This is a genomic window from Natranaerofaba carboxydovora, assembly GCF_022539405.1.
Lineage (GTDB): Bacteria > Bacillota > Natranaerobiia > Natranaerobiales > Natranaerofabaceae > Natranaerofaba > Natranaerofaba carboxydovora.
The window spans coordinates 1,211,016-1,230,031 of the sequence record NZ_CP054394.1 but is presented as its reverse complement, the minus strand read 5'-3'; the positions used below and the strand labels follow the sequence as shown (position 1 = coordinate 1,230,031).

Annotated in this window: 17 protein-coding genes; 13 read left to right on the top strand and 4 right to left on the bottom strand. The window is 35.5% G+C overall.

The window, feature by feature from the left end; translation table 11 throughout:
* Window positions 1–18 precede the first annotated feature (18 nt).
* The 8 genes from ACONDI_RS05940 to ACONDI_RS05905 all read left to right on the top strand — a co-directional run bounded on the left by ACONDI_RS05940 (window position 19) and on the right by ACONDI_RS05905 (window position 9,130).
* Window positions 19–669, top strand: coding sequence for a corrinoid protein (locus tag ACONDI_RS05940; protein WP_241080550.1), 651 nt, complete (start codon window positions 19–21; stop codon window positions 667–669).
* 201 nt (window positions 670–870) lie between these two features.
* Window positions 871–1,503 (top strand): cobalamin B12-binding domain-containing protein, encoded by a 633-nt coding sequence (locus tag ACONDI_RS05935; protein WP_241080549.1) that lies wholly within the window; start codon window positions 871–873, stop codon window positions 1,501–1,503.
* A 29-nt stretch (window positions 1,504–1,532) separates the two neighbouring features.
* Window positions 1,533–2,978, top strand: coding sequence for a trimethylamine methyltransferase family protein (locus tag ACONDI_RS05930; protein WP_241080548.1), 1,446 nt, complete (start codon window positions 1,533–1,535; stop codon window positions 2,976–2,978).
* A gap of 86 nt (window positions 2,979–3,064) precedes the next feature.
* Window positions 3,065–4,525 carry a sodium/glutamate symporter gene (locus ACONDI_RS05925; RefSeq protein WP_241080547.1) on the top strand — a complete coding sequence of 487 codons (1,461 nt, stop codon included), beginning with the start codon at window positions 3,065–3,067 and terminating at the stop codon, window positions 4,523–4,525.
* Between the two features lie 24 nt (window positions 4,526–4,549).
* Complete coding sequence (locus tag ACONDI_RS05920) at window positions 4,550–5,350, top strand: methyltetrahydrofolate cobalamin methyltransferase (RefSeq protein ID WP_241080546.1); 801 nt, start codon at window positions 4,550–4,552, stop codon at window positions 5,348–5,350.
* A gap of 289 nt (window positions 5,351–5,639) precedes the next feature.
* On the top strand, window positions 5,640–6,062 hold the full coding sequence (locus tag ACONDI_RS05915; RefSeq protein WP_241080545.1) for a metallopeptidase family protein: 423 nt from the start codon (window positions 5,640–5,642) through the stop codon (window positions 6,060–6,062).
* A gap of 163 nt (window positions 6,063–6,225) precedes the next feature.
* Window positions 6,226–8,031, top strand: a complete 1,806-nt coding sequence (ade, locus tag ACONDI_RS05910; protein ID WP_241080544.1) for an adenine deaminase — start codon at window positions 6,226–6,228, stop codon at window positions 8,029–8,031.
* A 28-nt stretch (window positions 8,032–8,059) separates the two neighbouring features.
* Window positions 8,060–9,130, top strand: a complete 1,071-nt coding sequence (locus ACONDI_RS05905) for an AI-2E family transporter (protein ID WP_241080543.1) — start codon at window positions 8,060–8,062, stop codon at window positions 9,128–9,130.
* Between the two features lie 116 nt (window positions 9,131–9,246).
* On the opposite strand, the gene ACONDI_RS05900 is transcribed toward ACONDI_RS05905, so the two are convergent.
* From ACONDI_RS05900 to ACONDI_RS05885, 4 genes are all read right to left on the bottom strand, one after another.
* On the bottom strand, window positions 9,247–11,181 hold the full coding sequence (locus tag ACONDI_RS05900; RefSeq protein ID WP_241080542.1) for a TRAP transporter permease: 1,935 nt from the start codon (window positions 11,179–11,181) through the stop codon (window positions 9,247–9,249).
* 24 nt (window positions 11,182–11,205) lie between these two features.
* On the bottom strand, window positions 11,206–11,730 hold the full coding sequence (locus tag ACONDI_RS05895) for a DUF1850 domain-containing protein (protein WP_241080541.1): 525 nt from the start codon (window positions 11,728–11,730) through the stop codon (window positions 11,206–11,208).
* Between the two features lie 18 nt (window positions 11,731–11,748).
* Window positions 11,749–12,699: a TAXI family TRAP transporter solute-binding subunit gene (locus ACONDI_RS05890; protein ID WP_241080540.1), complete on the bottom strand. Its 951-nt coding sequence runs from the start codon at window positions 12,697–12,699 to the stop codon at window positions 11,749–11,751.
* A gap of 388 nt (window positions 12,700–13,087) precedes the next feature.
* Entirely contained in the window at window positions 13,088–13,285 is a 198-nt protein-coding gene (locus ACONDI_RS05885) for an indolepyruvate ferredoxin oxidoreductase subunit alpha (RefSeq protein ID WP_241080539.1), read from the bottom strand.
* A 278-nt stretch (window positions 13,286–13,563) separates the two neighbouring features.
* Here ACONDI_RS05885 and ACONDI_RS05880 point away from each other — a divergent pair, with 278 nt between their 5' ends.
* The 5 genes from ACONDI_RS05880 to ACONDI_RS05860 all read left to right on the top strand — a co-directional run bounded on the left by ACONDI_RS05880 (window position 13,564) and on the right by ACONDI_RS05860 (window position 18,997).
* Window positions 13,564–13,794 (top strand): hypothetical protein, encoded by a 231-nt coding sequence (locus tag ACONDI_RS05880; protein WP_241080538.1) that lies wholly within the window; start codon window positions 13,564–13,566, stop codon window positions 13,792–13,794.
* A 163-nt stretch (window positions 13,795–13,957) separates the two neighbouring features.
* A complete protein-coding gene (locus ACONDI_RS05875; RefSeq protein ID WP_241080537.1) occupies window positions 13,958–14,380 on the top strand; it encodes a hypothetical protein in 423 nt (140 codons plus the stop codon).
* A gap of 199 nt (window positions 14,381–14,579) precedes the next feature.
* Window positions 14,580–16,466, top strand: coding sequence for a YgiQ family radical SAM protein (locus ACONDI_RS05870; protein WP_420848184.1), 1,887 nt, complete (start codon window positions 14,580–14,582; stop codon window positions 16,464–16,466).
* A gap of 192 nt (window positions 16,467–16,658) precedes the next feature.
* Window positions 16,659–17,798 carry an acyl-CoA dehydrogenase gene (locus tag ACONDI_RS05865; RefSeq protein ID WP_241080934.1) on the top strand — a complete coding sequence of 380 codons (1,140 nt, stop codon included), beginning with the start codon at window positions 16,659–16,661 and terminating at the stop codon, window positions 17,796–17,798.
* Window positions 17,799–17,830: 32 nt separating this feature from the next.
* A complete protein-coding gene (locus tag ACONDI_RS05860; protein ID WP_241080535.1) occupies window positions 17,831–18,997 on the top strand; it encodes a thiolase C-terminal domain-containing protein in 1,167 nt (388 codons plus the stop codon).
* The last annotated feature ends 19 nt before the right edge of the window (window positions 18,998–19,016 follow it).

Here is a 19,016-nt window from a genome sequence, read left to right as displayed (position 1 = left end):
GAGAGGTGCTAATTTAAAATGGAGGATTTTTTTCAAAAAATTAGAGAAGCAATTTATGTAGGTGAAGCCGAAAAAGTAATGGAACTTACTAAAGAAGCACTAAAAAAATGGTATCCACCTGAAGTTGTTTTAGAAAAAGGCATTATATCAGGTATTGATGACGTAGCCAAAAAGTTTAAAAACGAAAAAGTTCTTGTTCCTGAAGTATTAATGTCAGCAAGGGCAATGTATGCTGGGTATACAATTTTAGAGCCTTATTTTAAGTCAGACAATAATCACTTTAAAGCAAAGGCAGTCCTAGGTACTGTTGAAGGAGACATACATGACATTGGAAAAAACCTTGTGAAAATTTATTTGAATTCTTTAGGTGTTAAAGTAATAGACCTAGGTGTAGATATTACAGTCGAAGGATTCGTAAAAGCAGTGAAAGAAGAAGAGCCAGATTTTTTAATGATTTCAGCTCTTTTAACCACAACAATGAAAGTGATGCAGGATATAATAAAAGAAGTTAATAAGCTTCCATTAAGGAAAAATCTTAAAATAGTAGTTGGAGGAACACCTGTAACCGATGTTTTTGCAAATGAGATAGGGGCAGATTATTATTTTTCAGATGCACTAGAGACTAAAGATTATCTTGAAAAAAATTTAAAGAAAATGCTTGTAAGGTAGGGTTTATAACCCTGCCTTTTTTTGTGTTTGAGTATCGATCAATTTTCAATATATTTAAAACAATTATAATATTGTATTCCGATAGATTTATATCAAAATAAGCAGAATAGTGTTAAACAATGTCATATGAAGTCATGTTAGTATTATTACGAAACCAAATTGAGCGTAAATAAACTTTAGTTAGAAAAAGGAGGAATTTAAATGGAAGCAACCGAGAAAATTCGTGAAGCTGTTATGGCAGGAGAAGAAGAGGATGTTGTAGAGAATATTAAAGAAGCTTTAAACAGTGATGTCCCTATTCAACAGATCACTCAAGAGGGATTAACTAAAGCTATGGATGAAATCGGACCTAAAATGGCTTCAGGGGAGTTATTTGTACCCGAAGTTCTTATGTGTGCTGAAGCTATGAAAAAAGGTTTAGAATATCTAAAACCAATGATGCAGGAAGGTGATCATCACTATTTAGGCAAGGTAGTTGTTGGTACAGTAGAAGGAGACCTACACGATATAGGTAAAAATATGGTAGTCATGATGCTTGAAAGCTCTGGATTTGAAGTGGTTGATCTTGGAATCGATGTGCCTGTAAATGATTTTGTTGAAGCAGCTAAAGAACACAAACCTGAAATAATGGGACTTTCTGCACTATTAACAACAACTATGCCTGCAATGAAAGAAACAGTTAATGCATTAAAAGACAACAATATAGATGCCAAGATAATTGTTGGAGGAGCACCGGTCAGTGAAGAGTTTGCAGAGGAGATTGGAGCGGATGGGTACGGATCTGATGCATCTTCAGCTGTAGAGTTGTCAAAAGATATTATGCAAGTAAGCTAACAAAATTATTGAAAGGAGGTAGAATAATTATGTTAAAGGGCGGAGTAGAAGCAAACTATTTAAAGTTTTTAAGCCAGGAGGATATCGAAAAAATTCATCAAGCTTCTATGCAGTTATTAGAAGAAGTAGGGGTTAAATTAGGTGACAAAGAAGCTTTAGAACTCTGCGAAGAAAAAGGGGCTAAAGTAGATTATGAGAAAAAATTAGTTTATTTTGATCGGGATATCGCTACCAGGGCAGTAGAAAGTGCTCCTTCCACGGTTACTATATACAGTAGAGATGAAAGCAAAGATAATGTAGAGCTTGGAGGAACTAAAGTTTATCTAGGTACAGGTGGGACTGCATTGTCTATCTTAAATCTTGACAGAAATAGGGTTAAAACCACTTGTGATGACGTTCAAAAGACGGCCAAGCTAGTAGATGCATTAGATAATATTCACTTTTATCTAATACCCTGTTATCCAAATGAAATTGAAACAAAAGATGCTGATGTCAATAGATTTTATCATGCTATGAACAACACTACAAAGCCAATCATGGGAGGAGTATACACTATAGATGGTTGTGAAAGAGTCATTGATATGGCTACCGAAATTGCTGGAGGCAAAGAAAATCTAAAAGAAAAACCTTTCATATCTTTTATATCAAGTGTTGTTAGTCCACTGCAGTATGAAGATAATCATGTGAAAATATTGATGAGAATTGCAGAAGAAGAAATACCGGTAGCAACATCATGTGCACCTCTCTCTGGTGCTACAGCTCCCGTAACTTTAGCTGGAACATTAGCACAAATCAATGCAGAAGCACTTGCAGGTGTTATAATGACTCAATTAGTAAATCCAGGAGCTCCTGTACTATACTCGACTGTTCCTACAATAATGGACATGAAAACGATGAATTGTATTTTTGGTAGCCCAGAAGCTGCTATGATGAACGCTGCTACGGCTCAGTTAGCCCAATATTATGACCTACCTTTATATTCTACTGGAGGAATCACTGATTCAAAACAGCTAGACCAGCAGGCTGGCTTTGAGAAAGCTATGACTGCTATATTACCAGCCCTATCTGGAGCTAATTTCATTCATGAAGCTGCAGGTATGTTAGATAGCTGTATGACACTAAGCTACGCTCAATATGTGATCGACAGCGAAGCCAATGGATATATTTTAAGGACACTAAAAGGAATTGATGTAAACGAAGAGACTTTAGCAGTTGATGTTATTTCTAAAGTAGGACCGGGAGGCGACTTCTTAAGTCAAAAACACACAACTAAACACATGAGAAAAGAACTCTTCTTCCCAGAACTAGCAGCTCGTACCGATTATGCCGGATGGGAAAAAGCAGGTGCAAAGGACCTGTGGGATAAGGCAGAAGTTAAAGCTAAAGATCTATTAGAAAACTATAAACCAAACCCAATTCCTAAAGAAGCTGATGAAAAGATAAAAGAAAAAGAACCAAATATTAAGCTTGATTAGTTATAAATACTCCGGGGTCACTAAGACCCCGGGAAATATCCATCCGTTTTTCCATATTGGGACAAAATTAAAAAGGAGGGTGAAATATGTCCCCAGAAATGATTTCGGAGGCAATTGAACATCCAGAAGTTATTTCAGCTATTATGGAAGGAGCTCCTTTAGCAATATTAAAGGACTTCGGCTTAATGGCACTATTGATATTTATAGGAAAACTTTTAAGAACAAGGGTAGCATTCTTTCAAAATTTCTTCATCCCGCCATCAATAATTGCTGGATTTATCGGACTAATATTTGGGCCGCAGTTGATAGATGTTATACCATGGTCTGAAGCAATTGCTAACTACGCCTGGCTTTTAGTTGTAATACTTTTTGCAACTTTCCCTATAGGTAGAAAGAAAGTAAAAGGTCTAAAGTCGATTGTAAATAAAGCAGGGCCAACATTTTTCTTTAACAAATTTGCCGAGGTCGCACAATTTGCCATAGGGGCACTCTTAGGAATCACTGTGTTTAGGATAGTATGGCCAGATCTTCACGAAGGTTTCGCCTGGATGCTTCCTGCAGGTTTTGCCGGTGGCCACGGTTATGCAACTGCTATCGGAACTACCTTTGGACAATATGGTTTTGAAGATCCTGTTACAATAGGGATGACTATGGCAACTATAGGTTTATTAATGGCAGTATTTTTAGGTATTTTTATCATCAAACAGGCGACTAAAAAAGGTTATACAAGGATTGTTGATGAGGTTGGAAACTTACCTCCTTCTATGACTAAAGGCCTTGTTGAGGAAAAAGATAGACAAAGTATGGGATCTTCAACAACTTCTCCAATGTCTATAGATCCTCTTGCATGGCATCTTGCTTTAGTTTTGCTAGTTACTCTCGCAGGTGTTTATCTGACAGAATGGCTCGGACAATTCAAAGTGGCAGGTGAACCTTTGTATATTCCTGAACTAGCTACTGCAGTTATCTTTGGATTTGCTTTCCAGGCTTTATTGGAAAGACTAAACATGGCTCAGTACATTGATAAAGAAGTAATCACAAGGATTGGAAGTACAGTTTCAGATTTCATGGTTGGCTTTGGTGTAGCTTCAATCCAAATTTCAGTAGTATTAGAGCTTTGGCAACCACTATTGTTCTTAGTTATCGTAGGTGTCGGGTGGTTACTATTTAACCTATTCTACATTGCGCCAAGAATGCTTAATAACTTCTGGTTCGAAAGAGGTATTTTCAACTTCGGTTGGTGTAGTGGAGTAGTTGCTTTTGGTGTTGTTTTACTTCGCATTGTAGATCCTGATTATAGAAGTGAAACCCTAGAAGATTACGGAATAGCATATATTATCTTCGCATGGACACAGTTAGTTTTAACAGCCTTTGTTCCAGTTTTCTTTGTTATGGCACCAGAAATAACCACAGGGTTGTTGATAGCAGCAGCTGTAGCTTTACTTGTACTTGCAAAGGTTGCAGGATTCTGGTACCCAGCTGATAAGACAGCTCCAAGAGAGGGAGAAGCTGAAAAAATATCAGGTGTAAAGACAGATAGTCAGTAATACTAAAATAGGGGAGGTAAGCTGATGCTCATAGTAGGGGAAAAAATAAACACAAGTAGAAAATCGATTAAAGAAGCAGTAGAAAACAAAGATGATGAGTTCATTAAAAAAGTTACAAAAGACCAAAAAGAAGCCGGAGCCCATTATATCGATGTAAACTGTGGAACCTTTATAAATAACGAACCAGAGTTAATGCAGTGGCTTGTAGAAACTGTTCAAGAAGAAGTTGATTTGCCTCTATGCATTGACAGTCCAAATCCAGAAGCAGTAAAAGCTGGGCTAGAGGCACACAAAAACGGACAACCTATGTTAAATTCAATCAGTGGTGAAAAAGAAAGATATGATGGGCTAACACCTCTAGTGAAAGAATACAATTGTAAGGTAGTAGTTCTTTGCATGGATGATGATGGTATACCCCAGGGCGCAGCAAAAAGATTTGAAGTAGCACAAAAAGTTATAAATGATTTAAAAGCCGAAGGGGTTAAGGAAGACGATATTTACGTCGATCCATTAATTCAGCCTATCAGCACAGATACTAATAATGGAATGTCTGTATTTGAAACCATAGAAAGAGTACATTCAGAATTCAATGATGTCCACACCATATGTGGTTTAAGTAATGTCTCTTATGGTCTTCCTAAGAGAAAAATACTAAACCAAACCTTCATGATCTTATGTATGAAGTCAGGACTTGATTCAGTAATCTTAGATCCTACAGATAAAGAAATGATGGCTAGAATAGTATCGACCAGGGCTTTGATGGGTAATGATAATTTTTGCAGCAGCTATCTAAAATCTTATAGAAAAGGTATATTAGGAGATTAAAATAATAACATTAAAAAACCGTGAGAAAAATGAAATAGATTCTCACGGTTTTTTATTTTTAGCTCTGTTATAGTTCATTGTTGATATTTATTAAAAGCACCTACCTGCTACCATAAATGAGCTTTTAATTTGCGCGATTTTTTAGCAAGTTCCCCCGACATGTTGGTAGCAAGGTAGGTGCTCTGAGACCACCAAAACAATGAATTATAAGAAGCCTATTTTTAAAATAAGAAGAAGTATATTATAATTTAGGTTAATACTTAACAACTTTAGGAGGAGCAAATTTAATATGAACTTTTCTGAATTTAAAAGTTGTGTTAATCAAATAATTAATAATAAGATTCCTCCTGAGTTAATGAAAAACCTCAATATGGGAATCATTATTATGCAAGAAACAAAAGCAGAAGACGATTACTATATAATGGGTGAATACATCAATGATGATTTGGGTAAATATGTTGTTCTTTATTATGGCTCTTTTAATGAAATTTTGGAAAACAAAACAGATAAAAAATGGCAAGAAGAGATACTATCAACAATAAAACATGAGTTAACACATCATGTTGAAGCCCTTGCAGGAGAAGAAAAGTTAGCTAAATTTGAAGAACTAGAAGAGTTAAAAGAATTAGAAAAAAACAAGCCAAAAAAAGATACCCTCGGGAAAATTCTAAAGTTTATATTTAATAATTTCCCGGGAAAGCGCAAAAACTGACACCTACATCAAAAATTCAATAAAATATAACTCCACTCATATCCCTATCTTATAATTTATTAATATTAGTCTAAAGGAGTATGTCGATTAATAACGAAATGTTTCATATATCTAAAAATACCTAATAAATTTTAATAACTATACGCGATAGGAGGATTAGTTAATGCATAGTAATAAAAGAAACGGCGAAGGCCATAAATTATCAAAATTAACAGAAACTCTTTCAATAACTGCAATGGGAAATAACAAAGCAGACATGGTAATCAAAAATGGGAATATTGTAAACGTTAACACTGGAGAGATCGAAGAAAATAAAGATATAGCAATAAAAGCTAGCAGAGTTGTACTAGTAGGAAAGGCAGATCATACAATCGGAGATAACACAAAAATAATCGATGCTTCGGGATATTATCTTGCTCCTGGGTTTATGGATGGCCATGTTCATGTAGAAAGCAGTATGGTCACTGTCACACAGTTCGCTAAAGCTGTTCTTCCAAAAGGGACAACCACTATCTTTATGGACCCCCATGAAATTGCAAATGTACTTGGAATGGATGGAGTTAAATACATGATAGAAGAAGGAAGAGACCTTCCATTAAGAGTGCTAGCTACTATGCCATCTTGCGTCCCATCTGCTCCAGGTTTTGAAGATGCAGGAGCAATATTTGGACCCGAAGAAATAGAAGAAGCTATGCAATGGGAAGAGATTATTGGACTTGGCGAGATGATGAATTTCCCTGGAGTTATTTTTGGAGATACGGATGTTCACGAAGAGTTAAAAGCTACTCTTAAAAGTGGAAAAGTCATAACCGGTCATTATTCTATACCTGACACTGAAAAAGGTTTGCAGGCTTATTCTGCTGCTGGTATAGCATCCTGTCATGAAGGTACTTCAAAGGAAGATGCTATATCAAGGATGAGACTTGGAATGTATGCCAAAATGAGAGAAGGATCAGCCTGGCATGATGTTAAAGAAAACATCAAGGCAATTACGGAAAATAATATAGATTCCCGTTATGGTATCCTTGTTTCTGACGATGTTCACCCACACACACTCCTCGAGAAAGGACATTTAGATCATGTAGTCAGAAGAGCCATCCAGGAAGGATTGAATCCTATTACTGCTATACAGATGGTTACAATAAATACTGCACAATGCTTCAATGTAGATAGATTTATGGGGAGTATTTCTCCAGGTCGTTATGCTGATATTCTATTTATCAAAGACCTAGCTGATGTAAGTATTGATAAAGTAATAGCAAGGGGAGAGGTTATCGCAGAACATGGTGAATTAACGACTTCCCTAAACACATATGAATACCCAAAATCTGCTTCAAACTCTGTTCACCTTCAAGAAAATTTAAAACCAGAAGACTTTGAAGTTAAAGTCAACACACACGAAAATACCGTAAAAACAAATGTAATGGAAATTGTCGAAGCACAAGTTGGAACAAAACACAAAATTATCGATCTGCCAGTTAACGAAGGAAAAGTACAGCCTTCTTTAGAAAACGATATTATTAAAGCAATGGTTATGGATAGACACAGAGGAGAAGGAAGTTTCGGTCTAGGTTTTGTAAAAGGATTTGGAATAAAAGAAGGTGCAGTAGCTTCTACTGTAGCACATGACAGTCATAATCTATTAATAACGGGAACTAATGACGAAGATATGGCTTATGCCGGTAATATTTTAGCAGAAGAAGGTGGGGGGATGATAGCTGTCAAAGACAAACAAGTATTAGCTCTCCTGCCTCTAAGCATAGCAGGCTTAATCTCAGATAAACCAGTAGAAGAAGTAGCTAAATTGGTAGATGATATGGCTGAAGCCTGGAAAAAACTCGGTTGTGATATAGTCTCGCCATTTATGACAATGGCTCTTTTGAGCTTACCTGTATTACCAGAATTAAGACTTACAAATAGAGGCCTCGTCGATACCTTAAATTTTAAATTTATCAGAATTACCGAATAACAAATATTTCTTTTGGAGGCTTCTAATTATGGATGAAAAAGAAAAAATCCGCCAATACTGGTTTCTTTCATTAAAAATAATAGGTGTTATATTCGGCATTTTATTTTCAATCTGGTTTATTTATAAGGTATCGTGGGTCATATCTTTATTTTTAATAAGTGTTTTAATTGTTTATTCTGTAAGCCCTTTCACTGATTGGCTAGAGAAGCAAAAATTTTCAAGAACTTCCGCCGTCGTTATTACTTTTTCACTACTAATGTTCTTTTTATTGGGATTTTTGTATTTTACTATACCCAGACTATATGCCGAAGTATTAGCTTTAGCCAATTATGCACCAGTGTTATTTGAATATATTGAGGAGCAGGGATATCTTGAAAAATTGTATCTGCTAATGGAAGCACCTGAATTTGCACAAAATTTAGAAGAACTATTTGACGCTTTTCCAGGAGCTTTAGAAGGCCTTCACGAAGTATCTAAACAGCTGACGAATTTAATATTTGCTTTAATTACAGTTTTCTTTGAATTTTTGATTTTAATATTTTTAGTCTTTTATCTATTAAAAGATATTAAAGAGATAAAATCAGGAGTGATTTCCTTCGTACCATCAAAACGCCAGGATGAGGCGAGGGAGGTTCTAAAAGTTATAGACTTAAAAGTTGGACAATTTTTAAGAGGAAATTTAATTCGCTGCTCTTTGGTAGGCTTTGTCACAGGACTTGGTCTTTTTATCATTGATATAAGATTTTATATTTTACTTGGTTTGTTGGCTGCAATACTAAATATTATCGTCTACATTGGCCCATATATTGCAGCGATACCTGCCATTATAGTTGCATTATCTTACTCTATCGAAACAGCAATAATTGTAGCATTAATGTATGTAGTAATTCAGAGTATAGATGCTTTTGTTTTATATCCCGTTCTATTAGGGAAAGCTGTTGATTTGAGACCTTTTACAATAGTTATTGCTATTTCCATTGGTGGTGCACTTTACGGTATAGTTGGCTTTATCATCTCAGTGCCTATTGCAGCTATACTAAAAGTCCTGTTAAACTATTATTATTTAGAAAAAAACAATAGTTTAAGAGCTGATAATTAAGAGCTGATAATAATATTACAAAATATAAAATAAACCCCTATAGTTGGGGTTTATTTTATTGTTTATATCATGTTTCTTTATATCATGTTTATTTTGTTTAATTTCTCTTATACAGTTTAACTAACAGCAGTCTCGTTTTCTTCTTTTCTTTTAGCAATAAACTCTATTGCAAAGACAAAACCAGCTAATAGTAATCCTATTGCATCAATCATTAGCGAAGCTTCCATTAGCATAACTGCGCCTATAAACAAGATTATACGATGCCACCAGGGCATAACACGTACAAAATAGCCCTGTATTGCAGCTCCAAGCCCCACACATGCGATGAATCCAGTAATCACAGCTAGTATTATCCACTGTACATCTCCCTGCATCAACAAAGCTTCACCATATATAAACATAAAAGGAACAATAAAGGCTGTAATACCCATTTTGAATGCCTCAATACTTGTGGTTAAAGGATGGGCACCAGACAGTCCAGCTGCCGCATAAGCTGCTAGCCCAACGGGTGGAGTAATATCCGCATCGGTTCCAAAGTATAGTATAAATAAATGTGCTGCAAGAAGTGGTGCTCCAAGGTTATGAAGTGCGGGTGCTACAAGGGTTGCAAGAATAATATATTTAGCAGTTGTAGGTACACCCATGCCAAGTATAATAGAAGCAATCACGGTATAAAGTAGCCCTAGGAATAAACTTTCTCCTGCAAGATGTTCTACAAGTGTCGAGAAACTAACTCCAAGGCCCGTCATTGTAACTACTCCGATAATTATCCCTGCTGCAGCACAGGCAGCTACAACTTCTAACGCTTTTTTGACTCCATCAGCGGTAGCTAACAAAATATCATACGGTCCCATAAATGTTTCTTTCTTGAACCAACTTATCACTATTGTTGAAATAATAGCAAATAGCACCGAGCGTGTAGCCGTAAAACCTTGAACAAGCATAAAAATAAGTAAAACCAATGGAATAAAATAATAAAATCCACTCTTAATAACATCCCAAAAGTTTGGAAGTTCCTCTTTGGGAACTGGCTTTAGTCCTTCTTTTAAAGCTCTAAAGTGAACCATATAGTACGATGTAATAAAGTAAAATGCTGCCGGGATAATAGCTGCAACCATTACAGTTACGTAACCTACTCCTAAGTATTCTGCCATCACAAAGGCAGCGGCACCCATTACAGGTGGAAGTATTTGACCACCAGTAGAAGCATCAGCTTCAATACCACCTGCAAAAGCAGGTTTGTATCCAAGTTTTTTCATAAGAGGAATAGTAAAAGTACCAGTAGTAACAACATTAGCAGTTGAACTTCCAGTAATAGATCCTATAAAACCGCTAAATAATATCGAAGCCTTACCTGGTCCACCAACATAGTTACCAGTTAAAGCTATTGATAAATCTTTGAAAAACTCTCCGGCGCCAGCTCTTTCAAGATATGAACCAAACACAATAAAGAGTAAAATAAATCTAGAAGAAACCCCCAGGGGAATACCAAAAATACCTGCATCTGTTAAGTAGAGAAAAGAAAATAGTCTGTCAACATTTTGTCCAGCATGACGAAGCACTCCTGGCATATACGGACCAAAATATGAGTAAATTAAGAATAAGGTAGCAATAATAACTATTGGCCAACCAACAGTACGTCTCGCAGCATCAAGAACCAATAGTGTTAGTATCATCCCAAGGATCCAATCTGTAGTAGTTGGTGCTCCAGCCCGCCCAGCAATATCTTGTATATTAATAAGCAGGTAAAACCCAATTATAAGAGTTGCTATAATGCTAACTATGTCAATAATTTGAGGGCGATTTTTAGGAGAGTTTTTGCTAAACGGGAAATATAAAAATACAAGCACACCGATCATCATCCAATGAATATTTCGAAATAATATAGCAAAAGGAGGACCAACTGCAGCTGTATATATGTGATATAATCCAACAAAAGCTGCGAAAAATGTAACAAAATAATTAAATTTCCCTTGAAACTCTCTATGCTTTCCTTTGATAGCTTCCTCAGTGAAAGTATCTTTTTTTGAGTCTACAAATCGTTTAAGCATAAAGTTCTCCTCTCATTAAAGATTTTATTTAGAATCAGTCCTGTTATTCCCAATAAAGGAAAACTCAGAATCAATTTCTACATTAAGTAATGTTCCTCCTTTTGTAATCTCTGATAAGTCAAATTCTTCATCGCCTATAGTCAAAACCTGTGGTACTGTATTAGCAACTCTAATAGGAAGCACCTCAAAAGAACGATCGTAACCACTTACAATCACTTCACCGTTTTTTGATGAATATTCTAAATCACCCGAACCCGCTTCAAGACCAGCTCCATACCATTCATATTTTTCTTTCTCCAGGGATAATTCTCCTTTTTCCTTTACCTGAAACACCTGAGTTACTGGAGTACCATCAGCAGAATGAACATACCATAAAGTAATCTTTTGCCCTAGGTTTACCTGACGTTTAACAAGTACGTCATCAGTATCTCCATCTTTGATAATTAAATAATATTCATGGGATAACCCTCCTAGTACAAGGAGGGCTCCCACAATTAAGAACAAACCTAAAGTTAATAGTATAACTAACCTTTGTCTAGTTAAAGGCATTAGCCTCTGCTCCTCATTTTACTGTTCTTCCAAAAACTTTTCTGCGCCTGGATGTAAAGCTGGTTCTACATCTTCACTCACTTCAAAATGATCTGCCATCGGATGAATTCCTTCAAGTTCCTCTAATGATTCTTCATGGAAAATATGAGTTAACAGCTCATAAGCAAAATCTTCATCCATATCTTCATGTACTAGCATCAAGTTACCAACATTTAACGAAGGTACATCTTCTTCTAAACCATAGTGTCCTTCAGGGATCTCACCTTCGAAAAAGTAAGGATAATCATCAACTATATCAGCCATTAAATCATCGTCCATAGGGATGAACCTTATGTCTCGACTTGCCTCAATCTCTTCAATCACGCCAGCCTCTGAAGCAAAATTATAAAATACAGCGTCAACATCACCATCTATCAATGCGTCTCTTGCTTCGGGCTGAGAATAATACTCTGTATCTACATCATCTAAAATTTCTGCATACTCTAATATAATATATGAGGTGACCTGACAACCACTTCCCATAGTATCAACACTAACAGACTTTCCTTCAAGGTCATATACTGATTCTATATCTGAATCTTCAGGAACAATTAAATGCTGCTGAGCCTCGTACATAGAAAACAGTGTGCGTAGTGGTAGTTCTCCATCATCCTCAAAATCTCCTTCTCCTTGTATTGCATCATAAGCTATGTTAGACATTGCCATCCCCATTGTATGTGTTTCATCTGCAACATAACGAGCATTTTCAACTGATGCTCCAGTTGTTTCAGAACTTGCACTAAGATCTTCATCTCTTCTTTCTAGAACATAGTCAATTCCTGCACCTAATGGATAATAGACACCACCTGGACTTCCTGCACCTATAGTAACAAACTCATCCTCAGCTTCTGGCCCACAGCCACCTAAAGCAAACGTAAGCGAAACGATTAAAAAAATTCCTAAAGTTAAAATTCCAACCTTCTTATTCATATTGACCCCTCCTTGTAGTTAATTTTCTTTTCAATATTCTGAATAATTGTTCAGTATAAGCTACAAGCTTTATATTTATTACCACCTCCTTGAAATGAATTGCGGTAACACTAATTTAAAAAAAATTTAGTATAATTTCAATACTTAAAATTGGTGTTGTTTCCTAAATATTACTTATATTATAAGAAAAAGTAAAATAAAAAGGCCTATAATTCCCCACATAACAGGAAAAATAGACCTCATTGCCTAAATTTGAAAATATGAAAATATTTAATATTTTCTAGTGTTCATTTTAGACTTATAAATCTTTATTGTCAATACTAACATTAGACACTAATAGCACTTCTAATTTAGTTCCAATACTCTGTTTTTACTTAATCATTATTTTTTAATCTAAAGTTCCAGTCTGTTTCTCATCAATTTTCTTGATCGCTCCATGTCTACATACTTCATAACATAATCCACAATCATTACATAAATCTTGATCAATTTCAAAAATAGGATAAGATTCTTTTATTGCTTCTGCTGGACACACTGAAATACAGGTGTAACAGAATCTACATTTATCAATTATCTTATAAGGCATCAATAATCACTCCAAAAAAACTATAAAATCTACTATCAGCGGCAAAATAAAATACCCTTAGGGGGTTACCAGTCCGTACATTCTATAATATTTTTATAAAGCTATTTTGTCAATAGCTAGATGACGAATTTTCACTGAATGTCTGCAATACTTGTAGTTACAATTGACAAGGTAAAAGTATTGTTTTAATATGTATATTAGGAGAAATACTATACTAGGGTATATGAGAGTATATTGTATGCTTGTAAGGAGAAAGAATTTATTCAGGAGGGATACAGTTGACAGAAAAAAAAGATTATAAAGATCTTTCAATTGATGAACTAGAAGAGGTATTAAAAGAAAAACAAGAAGACTATCAAGAAACCGAAGATATGGGAGAATTCCTGTTAAAACATACTACTAACCATCATGTACCAGGGTACACTCATAATAACTACGTTTTAAAACTTGAAGAATTAGATAAAGAAATAAAAGAAATAAAGAAAATAATTGAAGAAAAAAAGAACTAATAAAAATCTTTAGTCAAAAACGCTCTTACACGGGGCGTTTTAATTTTAGTATTCATTCCTAAAGATACTCTATCAAAAGAATAGTAAGAAAATTCACACAATAATAATAAAAAATGATAGAATATGTATAATAAGTTATAGGAAATGATAAGGAGAGAATAGTATGTTATACTTAAATAGAATAACCAGGAGGATAGGTTTTATCTTAAATAGTTTTAGAAGAGATACTGACTTCCAAGCACGCAAAGGAATAGCTCTAAAGCAAAAAATAGCCGAAAATAAAAAAATATATGGTAAGGGAATTGAAAAAACAGATCTATATAAAACATATTACTGCACTATATCATACAAAAATAAGATAAAGAAATTTCGGCTAAAGTTTCGTTTTAAAATGCTTAAAAGAGCTACTTTTCTTTCTTTACCTCACGTTTTAACAATAATGGAAATGAATGCTGATAAATATAAAAACAATGAGCTTAACGGCTTATCGAAAGATGAAAAAGAAATTGCAAAAGAACACTATGAAGTTTTAACTGAAATGTTTGGTGAAAATTACAATGAATTCATAGAAAATATTTTAAACTAAGCCTAAATCGAAGTCCCTAAAAGTCCCTATTTAAGTTAGTTTAACCATAAGATGGGGACTTTTTTATTTTAAAATTAATTTTAGATGAGTCTAAAATTGAGGAGTTTAAAAGAGAGAAGTTGAAAGTTTGTTGTAACTTAAATGCAGTTATGTTACAGTAAGTAAAAATTTAAATAATAATAGGTGATAAATATTGTCAATAGATAACTTTCTGCCTGTATCAAAAGAAGACATGCAAAAACGTGGTATAAATCAATTAGATTTTATTATTGTTAGTGGGGACGCTTATATCGATCACCCTTCTTTTGGAGTTGCTATAATAAGTAGGCTCTTAGAAGCAAAAGGATACAAAGTAGGTGTAATACCTCAACCAAACTGGAAAGATTTAGACGAGTTCAAAAAACTTGGCAAACCTTCCATTGGATTTTTTGTAACGGCCGGTAACATTGACTCAATGGTAAATCATTATACAGTCGCCAAAAAAAGGCGTAATAAAGATTCATATTCTCCAGGAGGTAAAACAGGGCTTCGTCCAGATAGAGCTACAATAGTATATTCACAGAAGATTAAAGAAGCATTTAAAAAAGTACCAGTAATATTAGGTGGGTTAGAAGCAAGTCTTAGAAGGCTCGCTCATTATGATTATTGGGAAAATAAAGTTAGACGTTCTATACTTTTAGACTCAAAAGCTGATCTTTTAATTTATGGGATGGGCGAAAAGCCTGCCATAGAAGCAGCAGAGGCTTTAAGCAGTGGGCTTAGTATTAATGATCTAACTTATATTAAAGGAACCGTATACAAAACTAAGAGTATAGAAAACGTATATGAGGGAAAACTCCTTCCATCTTATGACGAGATTTTATCTTCTAATGAAAAATTTGCCAAAAGCTTTAAAATACAGTATGAAAATACTGACCCATTCAATTCTGTTCCTTTAATTGAGCCATACAGACATAATAATTTTGTAGTTCAAAATCCACCTCCAGAACCATTAGAAACTTCAGAATTAGACAGTTTGTATCTTCTCCCTTTCACCAGGACATACCATCCGATGTATGAGAAAAATGGCGGTGTGCCGGCTATAGAGGAGGTAAAATTTAGCCTTGTTAGCAGTAGAGGATGTTTCGGTGGCTGCAGTTTTTGTGCTTTGCATTTTCACCAGGGTAGAATCGTACAGCCGAGAAGTATCACTTCAATTTTGGAAGATGCAAAAGAAATGACAAAAGACCCAAAATTCAAAGGTTACATCCATGATGTAGGAGGACCTACTGCTAACTTTAGGAAAAAAGCCTGCACAAAACAGGAAAATCGAGGTGTTTGTAAAGATAGAAGGTGCCTTACACCAAATCCATGTAATAATTTAGAAGTAGATCACAACGAATACCTAGAACTTTTACAAAAATTACGTAACCTTGATGGAGTAAAAAAAGTATTCATCCGTTCAGGTATTAGATATGACTATCTTATATATGATCAAGAAAATGAAAAGTTTATCGAAGAGCTTTGTAAGCATCATGTTAGCGGACAGTTAAAAGTCGCTCCAGAGCATATAGCACCTTCAGTGTTAAAGAAAATGGGGAAACCCTCTCATAAAGTATATGAAAAATTCGTAAACAAATACCAGAAAGTAAATAAAAAACTTGGCAAAGAACAATATCTAGTTCCTTATTTGATGTCAAGTCACCCTGGCTCTGACTTAAAAGCAGCCATACAACTAGCTGAATATCTTAGAGATATAGGGCATTATCCTAAGCAGGTTCAAGATTTTTATCCGACTCCAGGAACTCTTTCTACCTGCATGTATTATACAGAACTCGATCCCTATACAATGAAAAAAGTTTATGTTCCAAAATCTCCTCACGAAAAAGCAATGCAAAGAGCTCTTATCCAGTACAAAAATCCTAAAAATTATAACCTGGTTTACGAAGCTCTAAAAAAAGCAGGAAGAGAAGACCTTATAGGATACGACAAAAAGTGCTTGATTAAACCCAAAGAAAAGAAAAACCCTAAAGACAAAAACCAAGTAACTAAAAAATCCAGAAAATCTAAAAACAAAAAAGGTCCTAAGTTAAAAAAAAGATCCTAAACCCAAAAAAGTTAATAATAAAGCAAAGCAAATAGACTTTGGATAAGCAGCGAATTTCGCTGCTTTTTTTATTTTTTTAAAAAAAGTTAACAAGCTATGCATAAATCTAGTCCACTTTAATATCTATATAGTGAAACTTGTTCAAAATAAAATATTTTCCTCAACTGAAAGGAGGTGGAAAGCAGCATGAGTATGGATTTCATTTTGGAAGATGAGCATAAGCAGATTTGGAAAATGGTTAACAGCTTTGCTCAAAACGAAATCGCTCCAAAAGCCGAAGATATCGACCATGAAGGAAAGTTCCCCACAGAAATAATTGAACAAATGGGTGAACTGGGGTTATTTGGTTTACCATTTGATGAAGAATACGGGGGTGCTAGCGCCGGTTATTTGTCTTATGCCATAGCTGTTGAAGAAGTTTCTAGAGCTTGTGCTTCAACAGGGATAACTTATGCTGCTCATTGTTCAATAGGTAGTGGTCCGATAAACTTATTTGGGACTGAAGAGCAAAAACAAAAATGGCTAAAACCTTGTGCAGAAGGTAAAATCCTTGCTGCTTTTGGATTAACAGAACCAGACGCAGGTTCTGATGCAGGTGGAACACGCACAACAGCAGTTCTAGATGGAGATGAATGGGTGATTAACGGTAACAAATGTTTTATTACCAATGCGTCCAAGGCGTCTGTAGCAGTAGTTACTGCTATGACAGATAAAAGCAAAGGCACAAAAGGTATAAGTTCATTTATCGTACCAACTGAAACACCTGGCTTTCAAGTCAGTGAACCTTACGAAAAGATGGGCCTAAAAGGCTCTGATACAGCCGAACTAATAATGGAAGATGTAAGAATCCCCAAAGAAAATATTCTAGGCAATGAGGGAGAGGGATTTAAACAATTTCTTAAAGCACTAGATGGAGGAAGAATTAGTATTGCTGCTCTATCAGTAGGAATTGCACAGGCTTGTTTAGACGAAACAATAAGATACGCTAATGAACGTGTTCAATTTGGCAAGCCAATAGCTAAGTTCCAGTCAATTCAAAACAAAATAGCAGACATGGCAACCCAGATAGAGTTATCCCGCCTGGCCACTTACAGGGCTGCCTGGCTTAAGGATAATGGCTATCCATTTACCAAAGAAGCATCTATGGCTAAACTTTATGCTTCCGAAACTTCTGTTCGAGCTGCACTAGATGCTATACAAATACACGGTGGCTACGGATATATGAAAGAGTATCCAGTTGAGCGCTATCTTCGTGATGCAAAACTTATGGAGATAGGCGAGGGAACTTCAGAAGTACAACGCCTTGTCATCGCAAGACAGCTTGGCTGTTAAAAACTATCAATATCTTTAGGAGGGATTATTTAATGAACAAAAAGGTGGCTATAATCGGAGTCGGTTATTCAAAGTTTGGGAGCACAACCCCAGACGTTTCTTACAGAGAGATGATCTATGAAGCTGCCACCAGGTGTTATGAAGATGCTGGAGGTATTCATCCAACAGAAGTAGACGCTTTTGTTGCTTCTTCTGAAGATTTCATGGAAGGAGTAAGTATAGCAGATGAATACGTTCCAGATCAGCTTGGTGCAGTATTAAAGCCTGTACAAAGTATTACAGGAGACGGCCTTCAGGGCCTAGCATCAGCTATGATGCAAATACAAACGGGACAGCTAGACCTTGTAGTTACTTCAGCCTTTTCTAAAGCTTCAAATGTTCAACAAAAAGAAAACGTTATGTCCTATGCATGCGATCCACTTACTGTTAGACCTCTAGATGAAAATCCAAATTTTATCGCTGGACTAGAAATGAACCGTTTTCTTGAAGAAACAGGAAATACCCGTGAGCAGTGTGCCAAAGTAGTAGCCAAAAATAAAGCAAATGCTCTTTCAAACCCCTATGCCTCATATGGGGCTAATATAGATGCTAAAGACGTATTAAATTCACCAGCTCTTTTTGAACCGATAAATAGATTAGACTCAAGCGAAGATTTGGACGGTGCTATTGTATTCCTACTTGCATCTGAGGAAAAAGCTTTAGAGTTATGTGAAAATCCTGTTTGGGTCAAAGGAATTAGCTGGGCTACTGATACTCCTAATTTAGATTCAAGAAATGAAGGGCTTGGCTCTGCTGTATACGCTAGATTAGCAGCCCAAAAAGCTTACGAACAGGCAGGAATAAAATATCCAAGAAAAGAGTTATCTTTGGCTGAAATTGACGATACCTTCTCTTACAAAGAACTTCAGCATATAGAAGCTCTTAAACTTTGTTCCCCCGGAGAATCTGGTGACTTATTAGAACAAGGGGTCTTTTCAAAAAACGGAGATTTACCTGTGAATGTATCAGGAGGTAATTTAGGTGTAGGTCATATGCACGAAGCTAATGGTTTTCAAAAATTACTCGAAGTTGTCTTACAGCTTAGAAATGAGGCGGGCAAAAGACAGATTGAAGGTGCAAATACAGGACTTGCCTTTGCCTGGAGAAACATCCCTACAGCTACCGGGGTAGTTACAATCTTAAGTAATGATCGTTATTAAAGCTTATAATTTCAAAAAA

Bases quoted from the DNA above. Each gene is read 5' to 3' on its own strand.
- ACONDI_RS05940 (WP_241080550.1), top strand. From the start codon at position 19: ATGGAGGATTTTTTTCAAAAAATTAGAGAAGCAATTTATGTAGGTGAA.
- ACONDI_RS05935 (WP_241080549.1), top strand. From the start codon at position 871: ATGGAAGCAACCGAGAAAATTCGTGAAGCTGTTATGGCAGGAGAAGAA.
- ACONDI_RS05930 (WP_241080548.1), top strand. From the start codon at position 1,533: ATGTTAAAGGGCGGAGTAGAAGCAAACTATTTAAAGTTTTTAAGCCAG.
- ACONDI_RS05925 (WP_241080547.1), top strand. From the start codon at position 3,065: ATGTCCCCAGAAATGATTTCGGAGGCAATTGAACATCCAGAAGTTATT.
- ACONDI_RS05920 (WP_241080546.1), top strand. From the start codon at position 4,550: ATGCTCATAGTAGGGGAAAAAATAAACACAAGTAGAAAATCGATTAAA.
- ACONDI_RS05915 (WP_241080545.1), top strand. From the start codon at position 5,640: ATGAACTTTTCTGAATTTAAAAGTTGTGTTAATCAAATAATTAATAAT.
- ade (WP_241080544.1), top strand. From the start codon at position 6,226: ATGCATAGTAATAAAAGAAACGGCGAAGGCCATAAATTATCAAAATTA.
- ACONDI_RS05905 (WP_241080543.1), top strand. From the start codon at position 8,060: ATGGATGAAAAAGAAAAAATCCGCCAATACTGGTTTCTTTCATTAAAA.
- ACONDI_RS05900 (WP_241080542.1), bottom strand. From the start codon at position 11,181: ATGCTTAAACGATTTGTAGACTCAAAAAAAGATACTTTCACTGAGGAA.
- ACONDI_RS05895 (WP_241080541.1), bottom strand. From the start codon at position 11,730: ATGCCTTTAACTAGACAAAGGTTAGTTATACTATTAACTTTAGGTTTG.
- ACONDI_RS05890 (WP_241080540.1), bottom strand. From the start codon at position 12,699: ATGAATAAGAAGGTTGGAATTTTAACTTTAGGAATTTTTTTAATCGTT.
- ACONDI_RS05885 (WP_241080539.1), bottom strand. From the start codon at position 13,285: ATGCCTTATAAGATAATTGATAAATGTAGATTCTGTTACACCTGTATT.
- ACONDI_RS05875 (WP_241080537.1), top strand. From the start codon at position 13,958: ATGTTATACTTAAATAGAATAACCAGGAGGATAGGTTTTATCTTAAAT.
- ACONDI_RS05865 (WP_241080934.1), top strand. From the start codon at position 16,659: ATGGATTTCATTTTGGAAGATGAGCATAAGCAGATTTGGAAAATGGTT.
- ACONDI_RS05860 (WP_241080535.1), top strand. From the start codon at position 17,831: ATGAACAAAAAGGTGGCTATAATCGGAGTCGGTTATTCAAAGTTTGGG.